Origin of the sequence: Pseudophaeobacter arcticus DSM 23566 (genome assembly GCF_000473205.1) — a bacterium.
Classification (GTDB): domain Bacteria; phylum Pseudomonadota; class Alphaproteobacteria; order Rhodobacterales; family Rhodobacteraceae; genus Pseudophaeobacter; species Pseudophaeobacter arcticus.
The window spans coordinates 1,109,036-1,124,728 of sequence record NZ_KI421507.1 but is presented as its reverse complement, the minus strand read 5'-3'; the positions used below and the strand labels follow the sequence as shown (position 1 = coordinate 1,124,728).

The following is a 15,693-nucleotide window of genomic DNA, read 5'->3' as shown; positions in this document are numbered from 1 at the left end:
GTCAGGCGATGAAAACAGTCCACCAATCCCCGACCGATCCCGCCTTTGTGCAAGACCCCTACCGCTTTTATCAAAGCGCCCGCGCCGAGGCCGGTCTGGCCTATTGGCAGGACTACGCCATGATAGCCGCCTTTCGCCGCGCCGCCGTCCATATGATCCTGCGTGATTGCCGTTTTGGCCGTGAGATACCGCCGGAACTGGCCACAACCGCACCACCGCACCTTGCCCCCTTCCTCGCGGTCGAAGCCCATTCCATGCTGGAGGCAGAGCCGCCCCGCCATACCCGCTTGCGCAAACTGGTGATGCGCGCTTTCACCTCCCGCGAGATCAAGGCACAGCAAGCCGGGATTAGCGCGCTTTGCCACAGCCTGATTGATGCCTTCCCCGACACGCCCTTTGACCTTCTCTCCGCCTATTGCACCCAGGTGCCAGTGATCACCATCTGCCGCCTGCTTGGCGTGCCCACCGACATGGCGCCACACCTGCTGGCCTGGTCCCACGATATGGTGGCCATGTATCAGGCCGCCAGAACCAAAGAGACCGAGCAGGCCGCTGCCAGGGCTGCGCAGGAGTTCACCGCGTTTCTGGCCGACTATGTGCAGCAACGCCGCTCTGAGCCCGCAGATGACCTGATAACGCGGCTGATTGCAGCCGAGGAACAAGGCGACAAGCTCAGCAATGATGAGCTGATCGGCACCTGTATCCTGTTGCTCAACGCAGGCCACGAAGCCACGGTGCACGCCCTGGGAAATGGCGTCAAAACCCTGTTGCAGCAGGGCTGGGATCCGGCCTGGTTGACCGCAGATGGCATTGACAACCTGGTCGAAGAGATCCTGCGCTTTGACCCGCCTTTGCATATGTTCACCCGCTATGCCTATGAAGAGGCAGAGGTCATGGGCCATACCTTCCAACGCGGTGATCAGGTGGCGCTGCTGCTGGCCTCGGCCAACCGGGATCCTGCCGCCGAAGACCAGGCCGAAATCTTTGATCCCAGCCGCCCGGCCCGCACAAATATGTCCTTTGGCGGCGGGCTGCATTTCTGCGTCGGCGCGCCACTGGCAAGGCTGGAAATGCAGATCGCCCTGCCCATTCTGTTTCAGCGCTGCCCCGATCTGAAACTCGCCGCAGAACCGCGCTACAGCAACAGCTACCATTTCCACGGGCTCAGCGCGCTGCGGGTGACGCGCTAACGCCGCTTCTCGGGTCAACTTTTGGGTCAGGGAGAGCCAAGGCCACCCCGGCCTCCCCGGTCTCCCCGCGCGCGATGCGCGGCCTGTCCTTGACGCACCCGGACCCAGAAAAAGTGATCAGGCGCTTCAGGGGCGCAGCAGCCCCTGACGTGCGTCTCGACAGACCCACACCACCCAGCCCAAACCAGCAGGGCCCAAACCAGCAGGGCCCGCGTTCTGTGTCGCGGCGCCACAGGCAGAAATAGGCGCGCGGTAGCGCTCCTTTTGGCAGGGGTTAGCTCTCAAGAGGCAGCATGGTGGTGGATTTGATCTCCTCCATCGACAAAAGCGCCGTCACATTATGCACCTTCACCTCCGAGATCAGGGCCTGATAGAACACATCATAGGCCCGGGCGTTTTGCACCCGCACCTTGAGGATATAGTCGATATCCCCCGCCAGCCGGTGCGCCTCTTGTACTTCCGGGCGGTCGCGTAGCGCCTTCAGAAACTTGGCCTGCCAATCCGCCTCGTGCTCTGAGGTGCGGATCAGCACAAAGAAACAGGCCTCAAATCCCAGCGCCTCTGCGTCCAGCACCACGGTCTGCTGACCAATCACCCCGGCCTCGCGCAATTTGCGGATCCGATTCCACACAGGTGTCTTGGAACTGCCCACCTGACGGGCAATTTCATCCAGCGATTGCCCCGCATCGCGCTGCAGCTCCGCCAGAATTTTCCGGTCCGTCGCATCGATCCGCACTGTCATTCTCAAATTCCCTCTGTTTCAGGACCATTCTATCCGGCTTTGCCGCAGCATGGAACAAACAACCTTATTTGCCCCAGCATATAGCGCAATGGCGGGAATATTTCCTATATCTAACCCTAAGTCAAACAACAGCAATGAGGCCCGATATGACCGGTCCAGTGACACATACCGCAAATTCCACCGCGCGCAGTGGCCTGTCTTGCCTGGCCCATGGCGAAGTTGCCTTTGCCGGTTCCGGCCCCGGCGATCCCGATCTGCTGACCCTCAAGGTCGCGCGCGCCCTGCAAGAGGCCGATGTGATCTTGTTTGACCGGCTGGTCAGCCCCGAGATCCTGGCGCTTGCAGGGGCACAGGCGCAGCTGGAAGACGTTGGCAAAGAGGGCTTTGGCCCCTCGATGAGCCAGGAAGAGATCTGCGCCCGTATGGTTGCTCATGCGCTGGCGGGCCAAAAGGTTCTGCGTCTGAAATCCGGTGACCCCACCATCTTTGGCCGCCTGGACGAAGAGCTCACCGCCTGTGAACAGGCCGGTGTCGCCTATCAGATCATGCCCGGTATCACTGCGGCCTCAGCCGCGGTGGCCAGCATTGGCCAGAGCCTGACCCAGCGGGGGCGCAATTCCTCGGTGCGCTTTCTCACCGGCCATGACACCCGTGGCTTTGCCGATCAGGACTGGGCGGCTCTGGCGCGCCCCGGCGAGGTCGCAGCCATCTATATGGGCAAAAAGTCCGCCCGTTTTGTGCAGGGCCGCATGATCATGCATGGCGCCAATCGCGCCACGCCGGTCACGGTGATCGAATACGCCTCGCGCGCCAATCAGCGGATCTTGGAGACCACGCTGGAGCGCCTGCCGACAGATCTCGCAGCAGCGGGTTTTGATGGTCCCGCTCTTACCTTTCTTGGGCTTGCGCCGCGCCAAAGCCTGGCCGCCCTCTCTGACCTAAATATGGAACTTGCATAATGGCCCGTCCCTTTACCCCCAAAGTCATCACCGCCAATGATCTTCTGGAAGGCGATGTGATCTATTTCCAGGCCGACAACAGCTGGACCCGCGATCTCGCCCAGGCGGAACTCATCGTCGATGAGGCCGAGGCGCAGCTGCGCCTGCTGGAGGCTGAAAAGCAGAACATCCGCATCGTCGGGGCCTATCTGGCCGATGCCAAGGCTGGCCCCAACGGTCCAGAACCGGTGCATTTCCGCGAAGATTTCCGCCGCAAAGGCCCATCCAACTACAGCCACGGCAAGCAGGAGGCCGAAGCCCATGTATAAGTATAACGCCTTTGACGAGGCCTTTCTGGCCGAACGCAACGCCCAGTTCCGCTCCCAGGTTGCCCGCCGCATCGACGGCTCGCTCACCGAGGATGAATTCAAACCGCTGCGGCTGATGAATGGCGTCTATCTGCAGCTGCATGCCTATATGCTGCGGGTCGCCATCCCCTATGGCACCCTGAATTCCGCCCAGATGCGCGCCCTGGCGCTGCTGGCCGAGAAGTGGGACAAGGGCTATGGCCACTTCACCACCCGCCAGAACATCCAGTACAACTGGCCCAAGCTCAACGATATCCCTGATATGCTGGATGCCCTGGGGGAGGTTGGCCTGCACGCGATCCAGACCTCGGGCAACACCATCCGCAACACCACCGCCGACCACTTTGCCGGCGCCGCAGCAGATGAGCTGACAGACCCGCGCCCCTATGCCGAGCTGATCCGCCAGTGGTCCACCGACCACCCGGAGTTCCAGTTCCTGGGCCGCAAGTTCAAGATCGCGATCACCGGCAGCCCCAATGACCGTGCCGTGACCAAAGCCCATGACGTGGGTCTGCGCATGGTCGAGCGCGACGGTGAGATCGGTTTTGAGGTCATCGTCGGCGGTGGCCTGGGCCGCACGCCCATGGTTGGCAAAGTCATTCGTGACTTCCTGCCCCAGCCGGATCTGTTGCCCTATCTGGAATCCGTGCTCAGCGTCTATAACGTGCTGGGACGCCGCGATAACAAATACAAGGCCCGCATCAAGATCACGGTGCAGGAAAACGGCATCGACAAGATTCGCGAGCTGGTCGAGGCCCGCTTTGCAGAGCGTCGCGCCGAGTTTGACGGCACCGACCAGGCGCTGCTGGCCGGGATCAAGACACATTTTGAGGCCCCTGCCTTCCGCACGGGCGAGACCAGCGCCTATGAGGCGGCCTATGCCTCGGATCCGGTGTTCCGGGCCTGGGCCGATACCAACCTGGCCGCACATCGTGCCCCCGGCCATGCCATCGTCACCATTTCGGTCAAGGCCCATGGTCAAACCCCAGGGGATGCCAGCGCCGATCAGATGCGGGTGATGGCGGATCTGGCCGAGGAATTTGGCTATGACGAACTGCGCATCAGCCACCAGCAGAACGTGATCCTGCCACATGTGCATAAATCCGACCTGCCCGCGCTCCATGCGCGTCTGAAACAGCACGCATTGGCCACGGCCAATATCGGCCTGATCTCGGATATCATCGCCTGCCCCGGCATGGATTATTGCGCCTTGGCAACCGCGCGCTCGATCCCGGTGGCGCAGGAAATCGCCCAACGCTTTGACGATTTGAAGCTGGAGCATGACATCGGTCATCTGCAGATCAAGATCTCGGGCTGCATCAATGCCTGTGGCCACCACCACGTGGCCCATATCGGCATTCTGGGTCTGGATCGCGCCGGGGTGGAGAACTACCAGATTACCCTGGGGGGCGATGCCACGGAAACGGCTGAGATCGGCAAGCGTACCGGCCCCGGCTTTGCCTATGATGAGATCGTTCCCGCCGTTGAACGGCTGGTTGAAACCTATCTTGCGATCCGGAGCGGGGAAGACGAGACCTTCCTCGAGACCTATCGCCGTCTTGGCATGGAGCCCTTCAAGTCCGCGCTCTATCCCGAGGCCCAGAAAAAGGTGGCCTAGCCCCATGGTGAACTTCGAAACAAATACGTTTGAACCAGACGGTGGCGCTGCGGCGCAGACCGCCCTGACGACAAAGGTAGACGGGCTCAATGCCCGCTACCGCCACCACTCTGCCACTGCGGTGATGCAGGGGGCGCTGCAGGATGCCGGCCATATCGCGCTGGTCTCCAGCTTTGGCGCTGAATCCGTGGTGCTGCTGCATATGGCCGCCATCATCGACCCGATGGTGCCGGTGTTGTTTGTCGATACCGAACTGCTGTTCACCGAAACGCTGGTCTACCAGCAGGAGGTGAGCGAACGTCTGGGGCTGCGCAATGTGCAGATCGTCAAGGCGGCTGATATTGCCGCCAAGGACCCCTATGGTGCGCTGCGCTTCTCTGACACCGATGCCTGCTGCGCCCTGCGCAAGACCGCACCACTGCAGGCCGCATTGGAGGGGTTCGACGGCTGGATCACCGGACGCAAACGCTTTCAGGCCGGCAGCCGGGCCGCACTGGATTTCTTTGAAGTCGAAGAGACCGCCGCAGGCACAACCGGGCGCATCAAGATCAACCCGCTGGCCCATTGGGCACCGGAAGACGTGCGCGCCTATATGATTGAAAACCGCCTGCCCCGCCATCCGCTGGTGGCCAAGGGCTACCCGTCAATCGGCTGTGCCCCCTGCACCTCGCCGGTTGCCGCAGGCGAAGATCCCCGCGCCGGACGGTGGCGTGATCAAAGCAAGGAAGAATGTGGCATTCACGTTGTAAACGGCCAATTCATCCGCACAGGAGCATGAGTGATATGACTGTAATTGTAACCGATGCGGGCTTTGGCCCAGAAACCTGGACCGCAGGTTTTGAGGTCGCGAATGCCCTGGACCTGGCCTCTGATGCGGATCCTGCGGCACTCTCGGCTTGTATCGAAGGCGCCGAAATCATCCGCATTGATTTCCCCAGCTTTGCCGATGGCCGGGGCTTCACCCTGGCGCGGCAACTGCGCCTGATGGGCTATGCGGGCCGGTTGCGCGCCAAGGGCCATGTGCTCGCCGATCAATATGCCATGGTGCGGCGCACCGGCTTTGACGAGGTGGAAATCAGCGCTGAGCTGGCTGCCCGTCAACCGCAGGAGCAATGGCTTGCCCGCGCCCAATGGGGCGCCCATAACTACCAGGCCCGCCTGCGTGGTGGCTCTGCCGCGCGCTAAGCCAGCCCTCTCTCCGTCAGAATGGCCCCGGTCTGCCTCTCCTTTGCGTCAGCGACGCTGCGGAGTTACAGTTTCCGGGGCTTCCCCTGACCTACATCAAAGATTAATCAGAGGTGCCGGTTTAACAGACCGGTAGTGCAACCGATGAACGAGATTTTGCCTGTGACCGATGCTGCGACCGATGCGCCTGTAAAGGCCACCCCCGCCCTGCCCGACGCCCAGACTGTAACTGAGGTGAAGCACTGGACGGACAAACTGTTTTCCTTCCGCTGTACCCGCCCGGCCTCGCTGCGCTTTCGCTCGGGTGAGTTTGTGATGATCGGGCTGATGAACGACCCCGATCCCAAAACCGGCAAGGTAAAGCCGCTGCTGCGCGCCTATTCCATCGCGTCGCCGTCCTGGGATGAGGAAATGGAGTTCTACTCGATCAAGGTCGAGGATGGCCCGCTGACCTCGCGGCTGCAGCACATCAAGGTTGGTGACGAAATCATCCTGCGCCCCAAACCGGTGGGCACCCTGGTGCATGACGCGCTGATCCCCGGCAAGCGCCTCTGGTTCTTTGCCACCGGCACCGGCTTTGCGCCCTTTGCCTCGCTGCTGCGCGAACCCCAGACCTATGAGGACTACGATGAGGTCATCATCACCCACACCTGCCGCACCGCCGGTGAGCTGACCTATGGCCGCGAGCTGATCGAGGGGCTGAAGGACGACGAGCTGCTCAATGAGGTGATCGGTGAAGGCTTCTGGAAGAAGATCAAATACTACCCCACCACCACCCGCGAAGAGAGCCCCAAGATGGGCCGGATCACCGATCTGATCAACTCTGGCGAGGCCTATAAGGATCTCGGTGTGACGCCGCTCTGCCCGGACAATGACCGCGCGATGATCTGCGGCAACATGGCCTTTAATCTCGAACTGAAAGCCATGCTGGAGGAAGCCGGCCTGGAAGAAGGCGCCAATTCCAAGCCCGCGCAATATGTGGTGGAAAAGGCCTTTTTGGACTGATCCCTGTTTTGGGGATACCCCCAAAGGGTGCCGCCGCCACAGGCTGCCACCAAGGGAAAATAAAAAACGGGCAGCCTCCTGAAAAGGGAAGCTGCCCGTTCTGCATTCAGCCTGCATTCAGCGCGGTGGTCGCCCTTACAGCCCCAGCGCCGCCTTCACCTGATCCAGCACGCCCGAAAGCAGCTCTGGATTGTCCTTGGCCTTGGTCAGGGCGGTGCTCAGCGCGGTTTTCTTCAGCGCGTCCAGCTCTGAGCCGTTGATCATTTCGATCACCTTGTCAAAGTCAAACCCATCCTGGGTGAGATATTTGCTCATACCTTCCAAGGCAGAAGTGGATTCGGCAGCGGTCTCGGTCGCGGCTTCTGTGGCAGTTTCAGTTACGGCTTCTGTTGCTGCCTCAACGGCTGTGGTGGCGCTTTCAGTGACCGCCCCAGACGCGGCCTCAACTGCGGCACCGGCCGCCTCGGAGACAGACTCGCCAGCCTCTACCGCTTCGTTGACCGCTTCAGCGGCCGCAGTGCCTGCCGCATTTGCCGCCTCAGTGGCAGTTTCGGTCACCTCTTCAACAACGGATTCTGCGGCCTCGGTTGCTGTTTCAACCGCCTCTTCAACAGCCGAGCCCGCCTCTTCGACAACCTCTTCCACCTGTTCTGCTACGGTGCCCTCGGTCACCTCCTCAGCAACCGGTTCGGCTGCGGCGGGTGCCTGTTCTTCTACAACCAGTGGCGCTGCGGGTTTCTGGCTTTGGACATAAAAATACCCCCCTGCCGCAACAACACCCAGTCCCAAAATGACAAAAATTGGCTTCATGACCTGTCTCCTTCTTTCGCACTGCATTTTTGCAGGCTTGATAACAGGCAGGTGCGCCCTCCGGCCAGTTTACACAAGGGGGAATAACCAGCGCTCCGTCTCATCAGCCAAACCCCGCCGGCAGACTCACCCGCCCGGTTTTGAACCCCGAAATTTGCCATTTGACCCAGCTGACGACATTTGACATTGATCATAGGACACGAAACCCGTGATCCCTGGCCAAAATCCCGGATCCTGCCGCTAAAAAGCGACAAACCCCCGGGAATTTCGGCCTCCACATCACGGTTGCGCCTTGAAACATGGCGCCGTTCCGTTTAAGTTTCGTGCTCGAAATTCGGCAATAATCAAAGGATCAAAGCCATAGCCCGCAGACCTCATAATGCGCCGCCGCAACGTGATACCGGCCCGCGCACGAACGAAAAAATTCGCGCCTCTGAAATCCGCCTGATTGGCGCTGACGGCGAAAATGTCGGGGTTGTGCACCCTGCCAAGGCTATGGACATGGCAAATGAGGCCGGTCTTGATCTGGTTGAAATTTCGCCCAACGCGACCCCCCCTGTCTGCAAGATCATGGACTTTGGTAAGTTCAAATACGAACAGCAGAAACGGGAAAGCGAAGCGCGTAAAAAGCAGAAGATCATTGAGGTCAAAGAGGTCAAATTCCGGCCCAATACCGACACCAATGACTATGAAGTCAAAATGCGCAATGTGTTCAAATTCCTGGAAACCGGCGACAAGGTGAAAATCACCCTGCGCTTCCGGGGCCGCGAAATGGCACACCAGAATCTGGGCCGCCAGTTGCTGGAACGCGTCGCCGAAGACGTCAAGGAACTGGGCAAAGTTGAAAACATGCCCAAAATGGAAGGCCGCCAGATGGTCATGATGATCGGGCCACTGCCGCAGAAATAGGCCCGCCCTTCTAGATATTATTGCCCCCGGATGCCCAGTGCTTCGGGGGCAATTCTGTCTCTAGCCCCCAGCTTTGCCCCTCCCCCCAGCCCTGCGGGTCTCATGGGACGCAGGGCGAGGTTTCGCCCCGCCCTTGTCACATTTAGCCCTTGTCACATTTACAGGCTGAGAATATGCAGATTGATCCTCTAAAAAGCCCAATCCTTCACATTCTCTCAGGTCTTGCCACCGGCCTGCTGATGAGCGCTGTGTCCATCGGCAGCCTGCCTTTCCCACTCACCCTGTCGGCGACAGCAGGCGCATGTCTCGCCCTTGTGCTGGTCTCCCGCGCGGTCCTAAAGCGGCAGTGGTACAATCTTTCCATTCTTCGCGGCCTGCTGACCGGTCGCAGCAATATCCCCCGCGAAATGATACAAGCCCTGTTCATGGGGGCTGCTTTGCAGGGGTTTGTGATGGCGGCCAGCGGTCATCTCGCGGGGCGCATGCTGCTTTGGCCTGCACTGGGCCAGCCAGAGCACGCACCCGAATACAATCAGGCCCTTTTTGTTGGCACAGTCGCGCTGATCTGGAACGTCATTTTCAAACGCCTGCGCAAAAAACAGGTGCGATAGCCCCTTCTCAACGGCTCCCCCCTCCCCGACGCCCTCATGGAGTGCGACTTCCACCTAGAACGGCAAAAGGCCAGGCGGAATCCCCTCCGCCTGGCCTCATCACTTTTGAATGACCCGCCGCTTTATGCGGCGGCGGCAACGGCCCGCTTGGTCAGCACAGCAATCAGATGCGCCCGGTAGGCTTTGGAGCCATGGATATCCGCCATCATGCCATCGGCATCCACCGACAGGCCCTCCAGCGCATCAGCGCTAAAATTGGCGCTCAGCGCAGCTTCGGCCTCTGACCAGCGAAACACCCCCTCTTCCGAGGCGCCTGTTACCGCAACCCGCACGCCATCCGCAAATTTGGCAACAAAGACACCAACCAGGGCAAAGCGCGAGGCAGGCTGAACAAACTTCTGATAGTTTGCCACCTCCGGCACCGGCATGCGCACCTGGGTCACGATCTCACCCTCCTCCAGCACCGTGGTAAAGAGCCCGTCAAAATAGTCATCCGCCGCGATCTCACGCGCATTGGTCACAATGGTTGCGCCACTGGCCAGAGCCGCAGCCGGATAACAGGCCGCAGGATCATTATTGGCAAGCGAGCCGCCAATGGTGCCGCGATTGCGCACTGCAGGATCGCCGATCTTGCCCGCCAAAGCAGCCAGCGCCGGATAGGCTGCAGCCGCCTCAGACGCCACCACCCCATGCGGCGTTGCACCGCCAATGCAGACAGTGCCAGCCTCCAGGCTAACCCCCTGCATCTCGGCAATACCACTCAACGAGACCAGCTTAGAGGGGCTGGCCAACCGCTGTTTTAGCGTCGGGATCAGAGTTTGACCGCCGCCCAGCGCCTGGGCCTCGTCATCGCTGCCCAGCGCAGCAACCGCATCAGCGATACTGGTGGGTTTTTCGACCTCGAAATTATACATTTCGCATTTCCTTCCCAGAACCGGCTCGCCCGGCCCTTTCATCTTTCCAAAAATACCTCGGGGAGCGCGAGGGGCAGCGCCCCTCGCCCATCACGTCACTGCCCCGCACTCAGCCATTCATCGCCGCCCAAACCCGCGCCGGGCTCAACGGCATGTCCACATGGGTGATATCCTTGCCCATGGACTGCAGCGCATCGACCACCGCATTGACCACCGCCGGAGGCGAGCCAATCGCCCCAGCTTCGCCGCAGCCCTTTACCCCCAAGGGGTTATGGGTACAGGGCGTCTGGCAGGAATGGTCCACCTGGTAAAACGGCAGATCATCGGCCCGTGGCATGGCATAGTCCATATACGAGGCCGACAAGAGCTGCCCATCCGCGTTATAGACAGCCGCTTCCAGCAGCGCCTGGCCGATCCCCTGGCCAATACCGCCATGCACCTGGCCGTCCACGATCATCGGGTTCACCACATTGCCAAAGTCATCGGCCGCAGCAAAACGTTCGATGCTGACCTTGCCGGTCTCCGGATCCAGCTCCACCTCGCAGGCATAGGCGCCCGACGGGTAGGTAAAGTTGGCCGGATCATAAAACGCCGTCTCTTCCAGGCCCGGTTCGATATCTTCCAGCGGGTAGTTATGGGGCACATAGGCCGCCAGGGTCACATCCCCCCAGGCCACGGATTTATCCGTGCCTGCCACACTGAATGCACCGTCCTTCAGCTCGATGTCAGCCTCAGCGGCCTCCATCAGATGCGCGGCGATCTTCTTGGCCTTGGCGATGATCTTCTCGGTGGCGCGCACCATGGCAGAACCGCCAACCGCCAGCGAGCGGGAGCCATAGGTGCCCATGCCCATCGGCGTATTGGCGGTATCGCCATGCACAATTTCCACCATGCTCTCGTCGATCCCGATCATCTCGGCGATCACCTGCGGGAACGAGGTCTCATGCCCCTGGCCATGACTGTGAGAGCCCGTCATCACCACCAGTCCACCGGTGGCATTGACCCGCACCGTGGCGCTTTCATACAGCCCCGCACGCGCGCCCAGCTGGCCAACCAGGTTACTTGGCGCGATGCCGCAGGCCTCAATATAGCAGTTCACACCCAGGCCGCGCACCTTGCCCCTGGCCTCGCTGGCAGTCCGACGCGCGGCAAAGCCCGCGAGATCGGCGATCTCTTCCAGCTTGTCCATGGTGGCATTGTAGTCACCGGTGTCATATTCCACCGCCACCGGCGTGGCATAGGGGAATTCGGTGATAAAGTTCTGCCGCCGCAGGGCAATTGGATCAACACCCAGTTCGCGCGCAGCCTTGTCGATGACGCGCTCCAGCTGAAAGGTCGCCTCGGGGCGGCCAGCGCCGCGATAGGCATCCACCGGCACGGTATTGGTAAAGACCGCCTTGACGTTCACATAGATCAGCGGCGTCTTGTAGTTGCCCGCCATCAGGGTGCCATGCAACCAGGTCGGAACCGAGGGCGCAAAGGTCGACAGGTAAGCGCCCATATTGGCATAGGTATCGGTGCGCAGCGCGGTAAAGTTGTTCTCCGCGTCCAGCGCCAGTTGAATGGTGGTCACATGGTCGCGGCCATGGGCATCCGAAATAAAGGCCTCCGAGCGCGAAGAGGTCCATTTCACCGCCCGGTTCAGGGCCTTGGCGGCAAAGGTACAAAAGGCCTCTTCGGCGTAGTGGAAGATCTTGGTGCCAAAGCCGCCCCCCACATCGGGCGCAATGACGCGCAGCTTGTGCTCTGGGATGCCCAGAACAAAGGCCCCCATCAACAGCCGGATCACATGCGGGTTTTGCGAGGTGGTATAAAGCGTGCTGTCGCCAGTGGCGCGATTAAAATCACCCACCGCAACGCGCGGCTCCATCGGATTGGCAATCAGCCGGTTGTTGACCAGCTCCAGCGTCGTCACATGGGCGGCATTGGCAAAGGCCTCTTCAACGGCGGGCTTGTTTTCTTCCACAAAACCCCAGTCGTAGCAAAGGTTCGAGGTCAGATCGTCATGCACCTTGGTGGCGCCGTCCTTGACCGCCGCTTTCATGTCGATGACAGCAGGCAGCTCTTCGATGTCCAGCACGATCGCCTCAGCAGCGTCGCGCGCCTGTTCGGCGGTATCGGCAACCACAGCCGCAATGGCATCGCCGACATAGCGCACCTTGCCCTGGGCCAGAACCGGGTGGGCCGGCTCCTGCATCACTTCGCCATGTTTATCGGTGATCTGCCAGCCGCAGGGAATGCCACCTACGCCTTCGAAATCGGCGCCGGTGAACACCCGCACCACGCCAGGCATCGCCGAAGCAGCCGTCGTATCAACCGAATTGATCCGGCCATGTGCCATATCCGAGCGCAGAAAGTGCACATAGGCCTGGCCACGCAGATTGATATCATCGGTGTAATTGCCGGTTCCTGTCAGGAACCTGACGTCTTCGCGCCGCTTTGGACTGGCGCCAATGCCACTATCTTTAGGCATATTCAAATCTCCTCCCTGGAGGGTGCAGCCTGTGGCGCACCTCTTGGTTATGCAGTTTGATCTTTGCGTCTTGATATCGACCGGGGCCACACCTCCCAATGGGGCCCAGGAGGTCCGCCCTATTCGGCAGCGATAGCCGAGACATCCTGACCGGATGCGGCCATGATCGCCTTGACGATATTGTGGTAGCCCGTGCAGCGGCAAATATTGCCTTCGAGATACTCGCGGATCTCCTGTTCGCTGGGCTTTGGGTTTTCTTTCAGCAGGGCCGCCGTCGACATCACCATGCCCGGCGTGCAAAATCCGCACTGCAACCCGTGGTGGTCCTGAAACGCTTGCTGAATGGTGTTGAGCGTGCCATCTGGCGCCGCTTGACCTTCGATGGTGGCAACCTCTGCGCCCTCGGCTTCGACAGCCAGCATGGTGCAGGATTTCACCGCAACACCGTTCACATGCACGACGCAGGCACCACATTGGCTGGTATCACAGCCCACATGTGTTCCGGTAAACCCCAGCTCTTCGCGCAGGAACGACGACAGCAGCGTGCGGCCCTCTGCTTCACCGTGCGCGGGTTTACCGTTCACGGTCATTGTGACCTTGGTCATGAATTCCTCCCATTTGCTACTTTTATTGGCTGGGGGAAGTTAAGCACGGGATTACGCCAGCGCGAACCCCTTTATACGCTCCGTCACAAACAATTTTACGGCTTGGCAAAATCTCGCCCCCGGCAGGAAATGCCACCACAGGCGCCGCCGCGCCGTCACCACAGCCGCCCCTGGCCCCGCGCCCAATACAGCAGCATCTGGCGCATTTTTAATCAGAGCGCCGCGGCATCGGACGGGTGGGAATTTCCTTGAGCAGCCCCCCCACCCCCATGTTTGCAATATCCGCGCCAGAGACGGCACAGCCGCACAGCACCCGCTCCAGCACCCAATCGGCACCGTTCAGCGCCGGCGAGCGGGCACAGCCCGGCAGGCCAATCACCGGCCGCCCCTGATACTCCCCTAAAAAGAGCAGATTGCCCGGATCCACCGGCATGCCAAAGCGGGTCACGCTGCCCCCGGCCCGGCGCAGCGCCTGCGGTGCCACATCCATAGGATCCGAGGTCGCCGAGCCGGTGAGGATCAACAGCACCTCCCCCGGAGCCGAGGCCAGCGCCGACGCCAGTTCCGCTTCGTCGTGGCGCACGATCACCCTGTCGCTCAACATCACTCCCATGCGCTGCAACCGGCCCGCCATCGCCCGCCGCCCCTTGTCCGGCGGCATCTTCTGGCTGACGCGGGTTTCGATCAGGCTGGCTGAGCCATAAACCGGGGGGAGAATGCGCAACGCGCCTGCAACGCCAGCCCCGGCCCGGTCAAGCGCCACAGCCGCAATCCCGTAAGAGATAATCTTGATGGTGGCGATCATCCCATCCGCATCAACCCGGTGATAATCCGGCACGGTGGCGATGGTGATCATCGGATCAACGCCGTTCAGGGCTTCAAGGGCTGCCCGGTCCAGCCGGACCAGACCGGCGCCCAGCGCATAAAGATTAACACGGCCCGCGCCAGCACCAGAAATGCGAATACCCTGCCCAGCCGCATCCGGCACCAGGGCCTGTGCCAAGGCCAGAGCCGCTGTATCCTCGTGCAGATCGCCCGCTTCCAGCCGCGCCACGGTGATCTTTCGATGACCTTCTTCAGCCAGATCCACCAGGTGTTGCGCCGTAAGGAATGTACCCTTGGGGATGCGATAGCATAGACCGGTGCCATAGGGCGGCTGAGCGGCCTGCATCGAATGGGCCAGGATTGCACCCTCGGCCTGTGCGACCTGAACGGTGCCGAACTTCATCTGACCTTACCGCGCAGTACCGCTGTCATCTCTGCCAGGATCGCAATGGCGATCTCTGCCGGGCCAGCGGCGCCGATATCCAGCCCCACCGGGCCATGAATACGCGCGGTATCCGGTTCGCCAAAGCCTGCCGCCAACATCCGCTCAACCCGTTTGGCATGGGTGCGTTTGGAGCCCAGAGCGCCGATGTAGAAACACTTCTGGCGCAGACCCGACGCCAGTGCAGGATCGTCCAGCTTTGGATCATGGGTCAGCAGCACCAGCGCGGTGCGCGCATCCAGCCCCAGCGCCGCTACGGCCTCATCCGGCCAATCCTCCAGCAGGGTCACCCCCGGAAAGCGTTCTGGCGAGGCAAAGGCCGCGCGGGGATCAATCACCGCCGGATCATAGCCCGCCAACTGGGCCATGGGCACCAGTGCCTGGGCAATATGCACCGCCCCGACCACAACCAGCCGCAGGGGGGGATTGTGCACCGCCACAAAGGTCTCACCGTCGTCTTCGACACCGGAGCGGTCCAGTCGCATCCGCTCGAGGTAGGCATCGCGCAGCACCGCGCCAATCCCCGTGGTCAGGTTCACCTCATAGGCCACCTGGGCGCGCGCCTTCTGCGCCGCCACCAGATCCGCCAGCAGGGCGACGGGCAAGGAACCACCCACAGGTTCAACCAGAACACGGATGGTGCCACCACAGGCCAGCCCAACGGCAAAGGCATCACCATCGCTGACGCCATATTCCAGCACCCGGTGCTTGCCATCGGCCAGCGCCTCTTGCGCCTCCATCACCACGGCGCCCTCGACACAGCCGCCCGAAACAGATCCCTCCAGGCGACCATCGCCGCTGACCACCAGCTGCGCCCCAACCCGGCGTGGTGCTGACCCCCAGGTCTGCACCACTGTGGCCAGCGCCGCGCCGCGCCCGGCCTGGTGCCAGTCCAATGCAATCTGCGCCGCACTGGCGGGGCTGGTGGTTTTTTGGGTCATATGTCCTCCGCTCAGGCCTGGTCGTGCCTGTCTCCCCCCGGAGTGTGCGCATCCGTCAATTGGGTTTCAAGCCGCAAAACCCCAAGGCACCAAAAACATGACGGCACCCGCACTCAA

At 61.2% G+C, this 15,693-nt stretch carries 16 protein-coding genes; 9 read left to right on the top strand and 7 right to left on the bottom strand.

What is annotated here, in order from left to right:
• Positions 1–8 precede the first annotated feature (8 nt).
• On the top strand, positions 9–1,190 hold the full coding sequence (locus ARCT_RS0109280; RefSeq protein ID WP_027239824.1) for a cytochrome P450: 1,182 nt from the start codon (positions 9–11) through the stop codon (positions 1,188–1,190).
• Between the two features lie 274 nt (positions 1,191–1,464).
• Here the strand turns inward: ARCT_RS0109280 and ARCT_RS0109275 are convergent, their stop codons facing one another.
• Entirely contained in the window at positions 1,465–1,932 is a 468-nt protein-coding gene (locus tag ARCT_RS0109275) for an Lrp/AsnC family transcriptional regulator (protein WP_027239823.1), read from the bottom strand.
• 146 nt (positions 1,933–2,078) lie between these two features.
• Here ARCT_RS0109275 and cobA point away from each other — a divergent pair, with 146 nt between their 5' ends.
• The 6 genes from cobA to ARCT_RS0109245 all read left to right on the top strand — a co-directional run bounded on the left by cobA (position 2,079) and on the right by ARCT_RS0109245 (position 7,046).
• Positions 2,079–2,891 carry a uroporphyrinogen-III C-methyltransferase gene (gene cobA, locus ARCT_RS0109270; RefSeq protein ID WP_027239822.1) on the top strand — a complete coding sequence of 271 codons (813 nt, stop codon included), beginning with the start codon at positions 2,079–2,081 and terminating at the stop codon, positions 2,889–2,891.
• Complete coding sequence (locus ARCT_RS0109265; RefSeq protein ID WP_027239821.1) at positions 2,891–3,199, top strand: DUF2849 domain-containing protein; 309 nt, start codon at positions 2,891–2,893, stop codon at positions 3,197–3,199. The genes cobA and ARCT_RS0109265 overlap by 1 nt, the downstream gene beginning before the upstream one ends.
• Positions 3,192–4,856 carry a nitrite/sulfite reductase gene (locus ARCT_RS0109260; RefSeq protein WP_027239820.1) on the top strand — a complete coding sequence of 555 codons (1,665 nt, stop codon included), beginning with the start codon at positions 3,192–3,194 and terminating at the stop codon, positions 4,854–4,856. Before ARCT_RS0109265 ends, ARCT_RS0109260 begins: the two co-directional genes overlap by 8 nt.
• Positions 4,857–4,860: 4 nt before the next feature.
• Complete coding sequence (locus ARCT_RS0109255; protein WP_027239819.1) at positions 4,861–5,634, top strand: phosphoadenylyl-sulfate reductase; 774 nt, start codon at positions 4,861–4,863, stop codon at positions 5,632–5,634.
• A gap of 5 nt (positions 5,635–5,639) precedes the next feature.
• Positions 5,640–6,041 carry a DUF934 domain-containing protein gene (locus tag ARCT_RS0109250; protein WP_027239818.1) on the top strand — a complete coding sequence of 134 codons (402 nt, stop codon included), beginning with the start codon at positions 5,640–5,642 and terminating at the stop codon, positions 6,039–6,041.
• 144 nt (positions 6,042–6,185) lie between these two features.
• The gene (locus tag ARCT_RS0109245; protein ID WP_027239817.1) at positions 6,186–7,046 is read left to right on the top strand and encodes a ferredoxin--NADP reductase; all 861 of its coding nucleotides are present in this window, start codon (positions 6,186–6,188) and stop codon (positions 7,044–7,046) included.
• Positions 7,047–7,181: 135 nt separating this feature from the next.
• Here the strand turns inward: ARCT_RS0109245 and ARCT_RS0109240 are convergent, their stop codons facing one another.
• Positions 7,182–7,856 (bottom strand): hypothetical protein, encoded by a 675-nt coding sequence (locus ARCT_RS0109240; RefSeq protein WP_027239816.1) that lies wholly within the window; start codon positions 7,854–7,856, stop codon positions 7,182–7,184.
• 351 nt (positions 7,857–8,207) lie between these two features.
• Here ARCT_RS0109240 and infC point away from each other — a divergent pair, with 351 nt between their 5' ends.
• Together infC and ARCT_RS0109230 are read left to right on the top strand one after the other, a co-directional pair.
• Positions 8,208–8,765 carry a translation initiation factor IF-3 gene (gene infC / locus ARCT_RS0109235; RefSeq protein ID WP_322786446.1) on the top strand — a complete coding sequence of 186 codons (558 nt, stop codon included), beginning with the start codon at positions 8,208–8,210 and terminating at the stop codon, positions 8,763–8,765.
• A gap of 239 nt (positions 8,766–9,004) precedes the next feature.
• On the top strand, positions 9,005–9,376 hold the full coding sequence (locus ARCT_RS0109230) for a hypothetical protein (protein WP_161631310.1): 372 nt from the start codon (positions 9,005–9,007) through the stop codon (positions 9,374–9,376).
• Between the two features lie 122 nt (positions 9,377–9,498).
• On the opposite strand, the gene ARCT_RS0109225 is transcribed toward ARCT_RS0109230, so the two are convergent.
• The 5 genes from ARCT_RS0109225 to ARCT_RS0109205 all read right to left on the bottom strand — a co-directional run bounded on the left by ARCT_RS0109225 (position 9,499) and on the right by ARCT_RS0109205 (position 15,576).
• Positions 9,499–10,290: an FAD binding domain-containing protein gene (locus ARCT_RS0109225; RefSeq protein ID WP_027239813.1), complete on the bottom strand. Its 792-nt coding sequence runs from the start codon at positions 10,288–10,290 to the stop codon at positions 9,499–9,501.
• A gap of 109 nt (positions 10,291–10,399) precedes the next feature.
• Positions 10,400–12,763, bottom strand: a complete 2,364-nt coding sequence (locus ARCT_RS0109220) for a xanthine dehydrogenase family protein molybdopterin-binding subunit (protein ID WP_027239812.1) — start codon at positions 12,761–12,763, stop codon at positions 10,400–10,402.
• 119 nt (positions 12,764–12,882) lie between these two features.
• Entirely contained in the window at positions 12,883–13,368 is a 486-nt protein-coding gene (locus ARCT_RS0109215; RefSeq protein WP_027239811.1) for a (2Fe-2S)-binding protein, read from the bottom strand.
• A 208-nt stretch (positions 13,369–13,576) separates the two neighbouring features.
• On the bottom strand, positions 13,577–14,596 hold the full coding sequence (locus ARCT_RS0109210) for a molybdopterin-binding protein (protein WP_027239810.1): 1,020 nt from the start codon (positions 14,594–14,596) through the stop codon (positions 13,577–13,579).
• Positions 14,593–15,576, bottom strand: a complete 984-nt coding sequence (locus ARCT_RS0109205; RefSeq protein ID WP_027239809.1) for an XdhC family protein — start codon at positions 15,574–15,576, stop codon at positions 14,593–14,595. Before ARCT_RS0109205 ends, ARCT_RS0109210 begins: the two co-directional genes overlap by 4 nt.
• Positions 15,577–15,693: the final 117 nt, after the last annotated feature.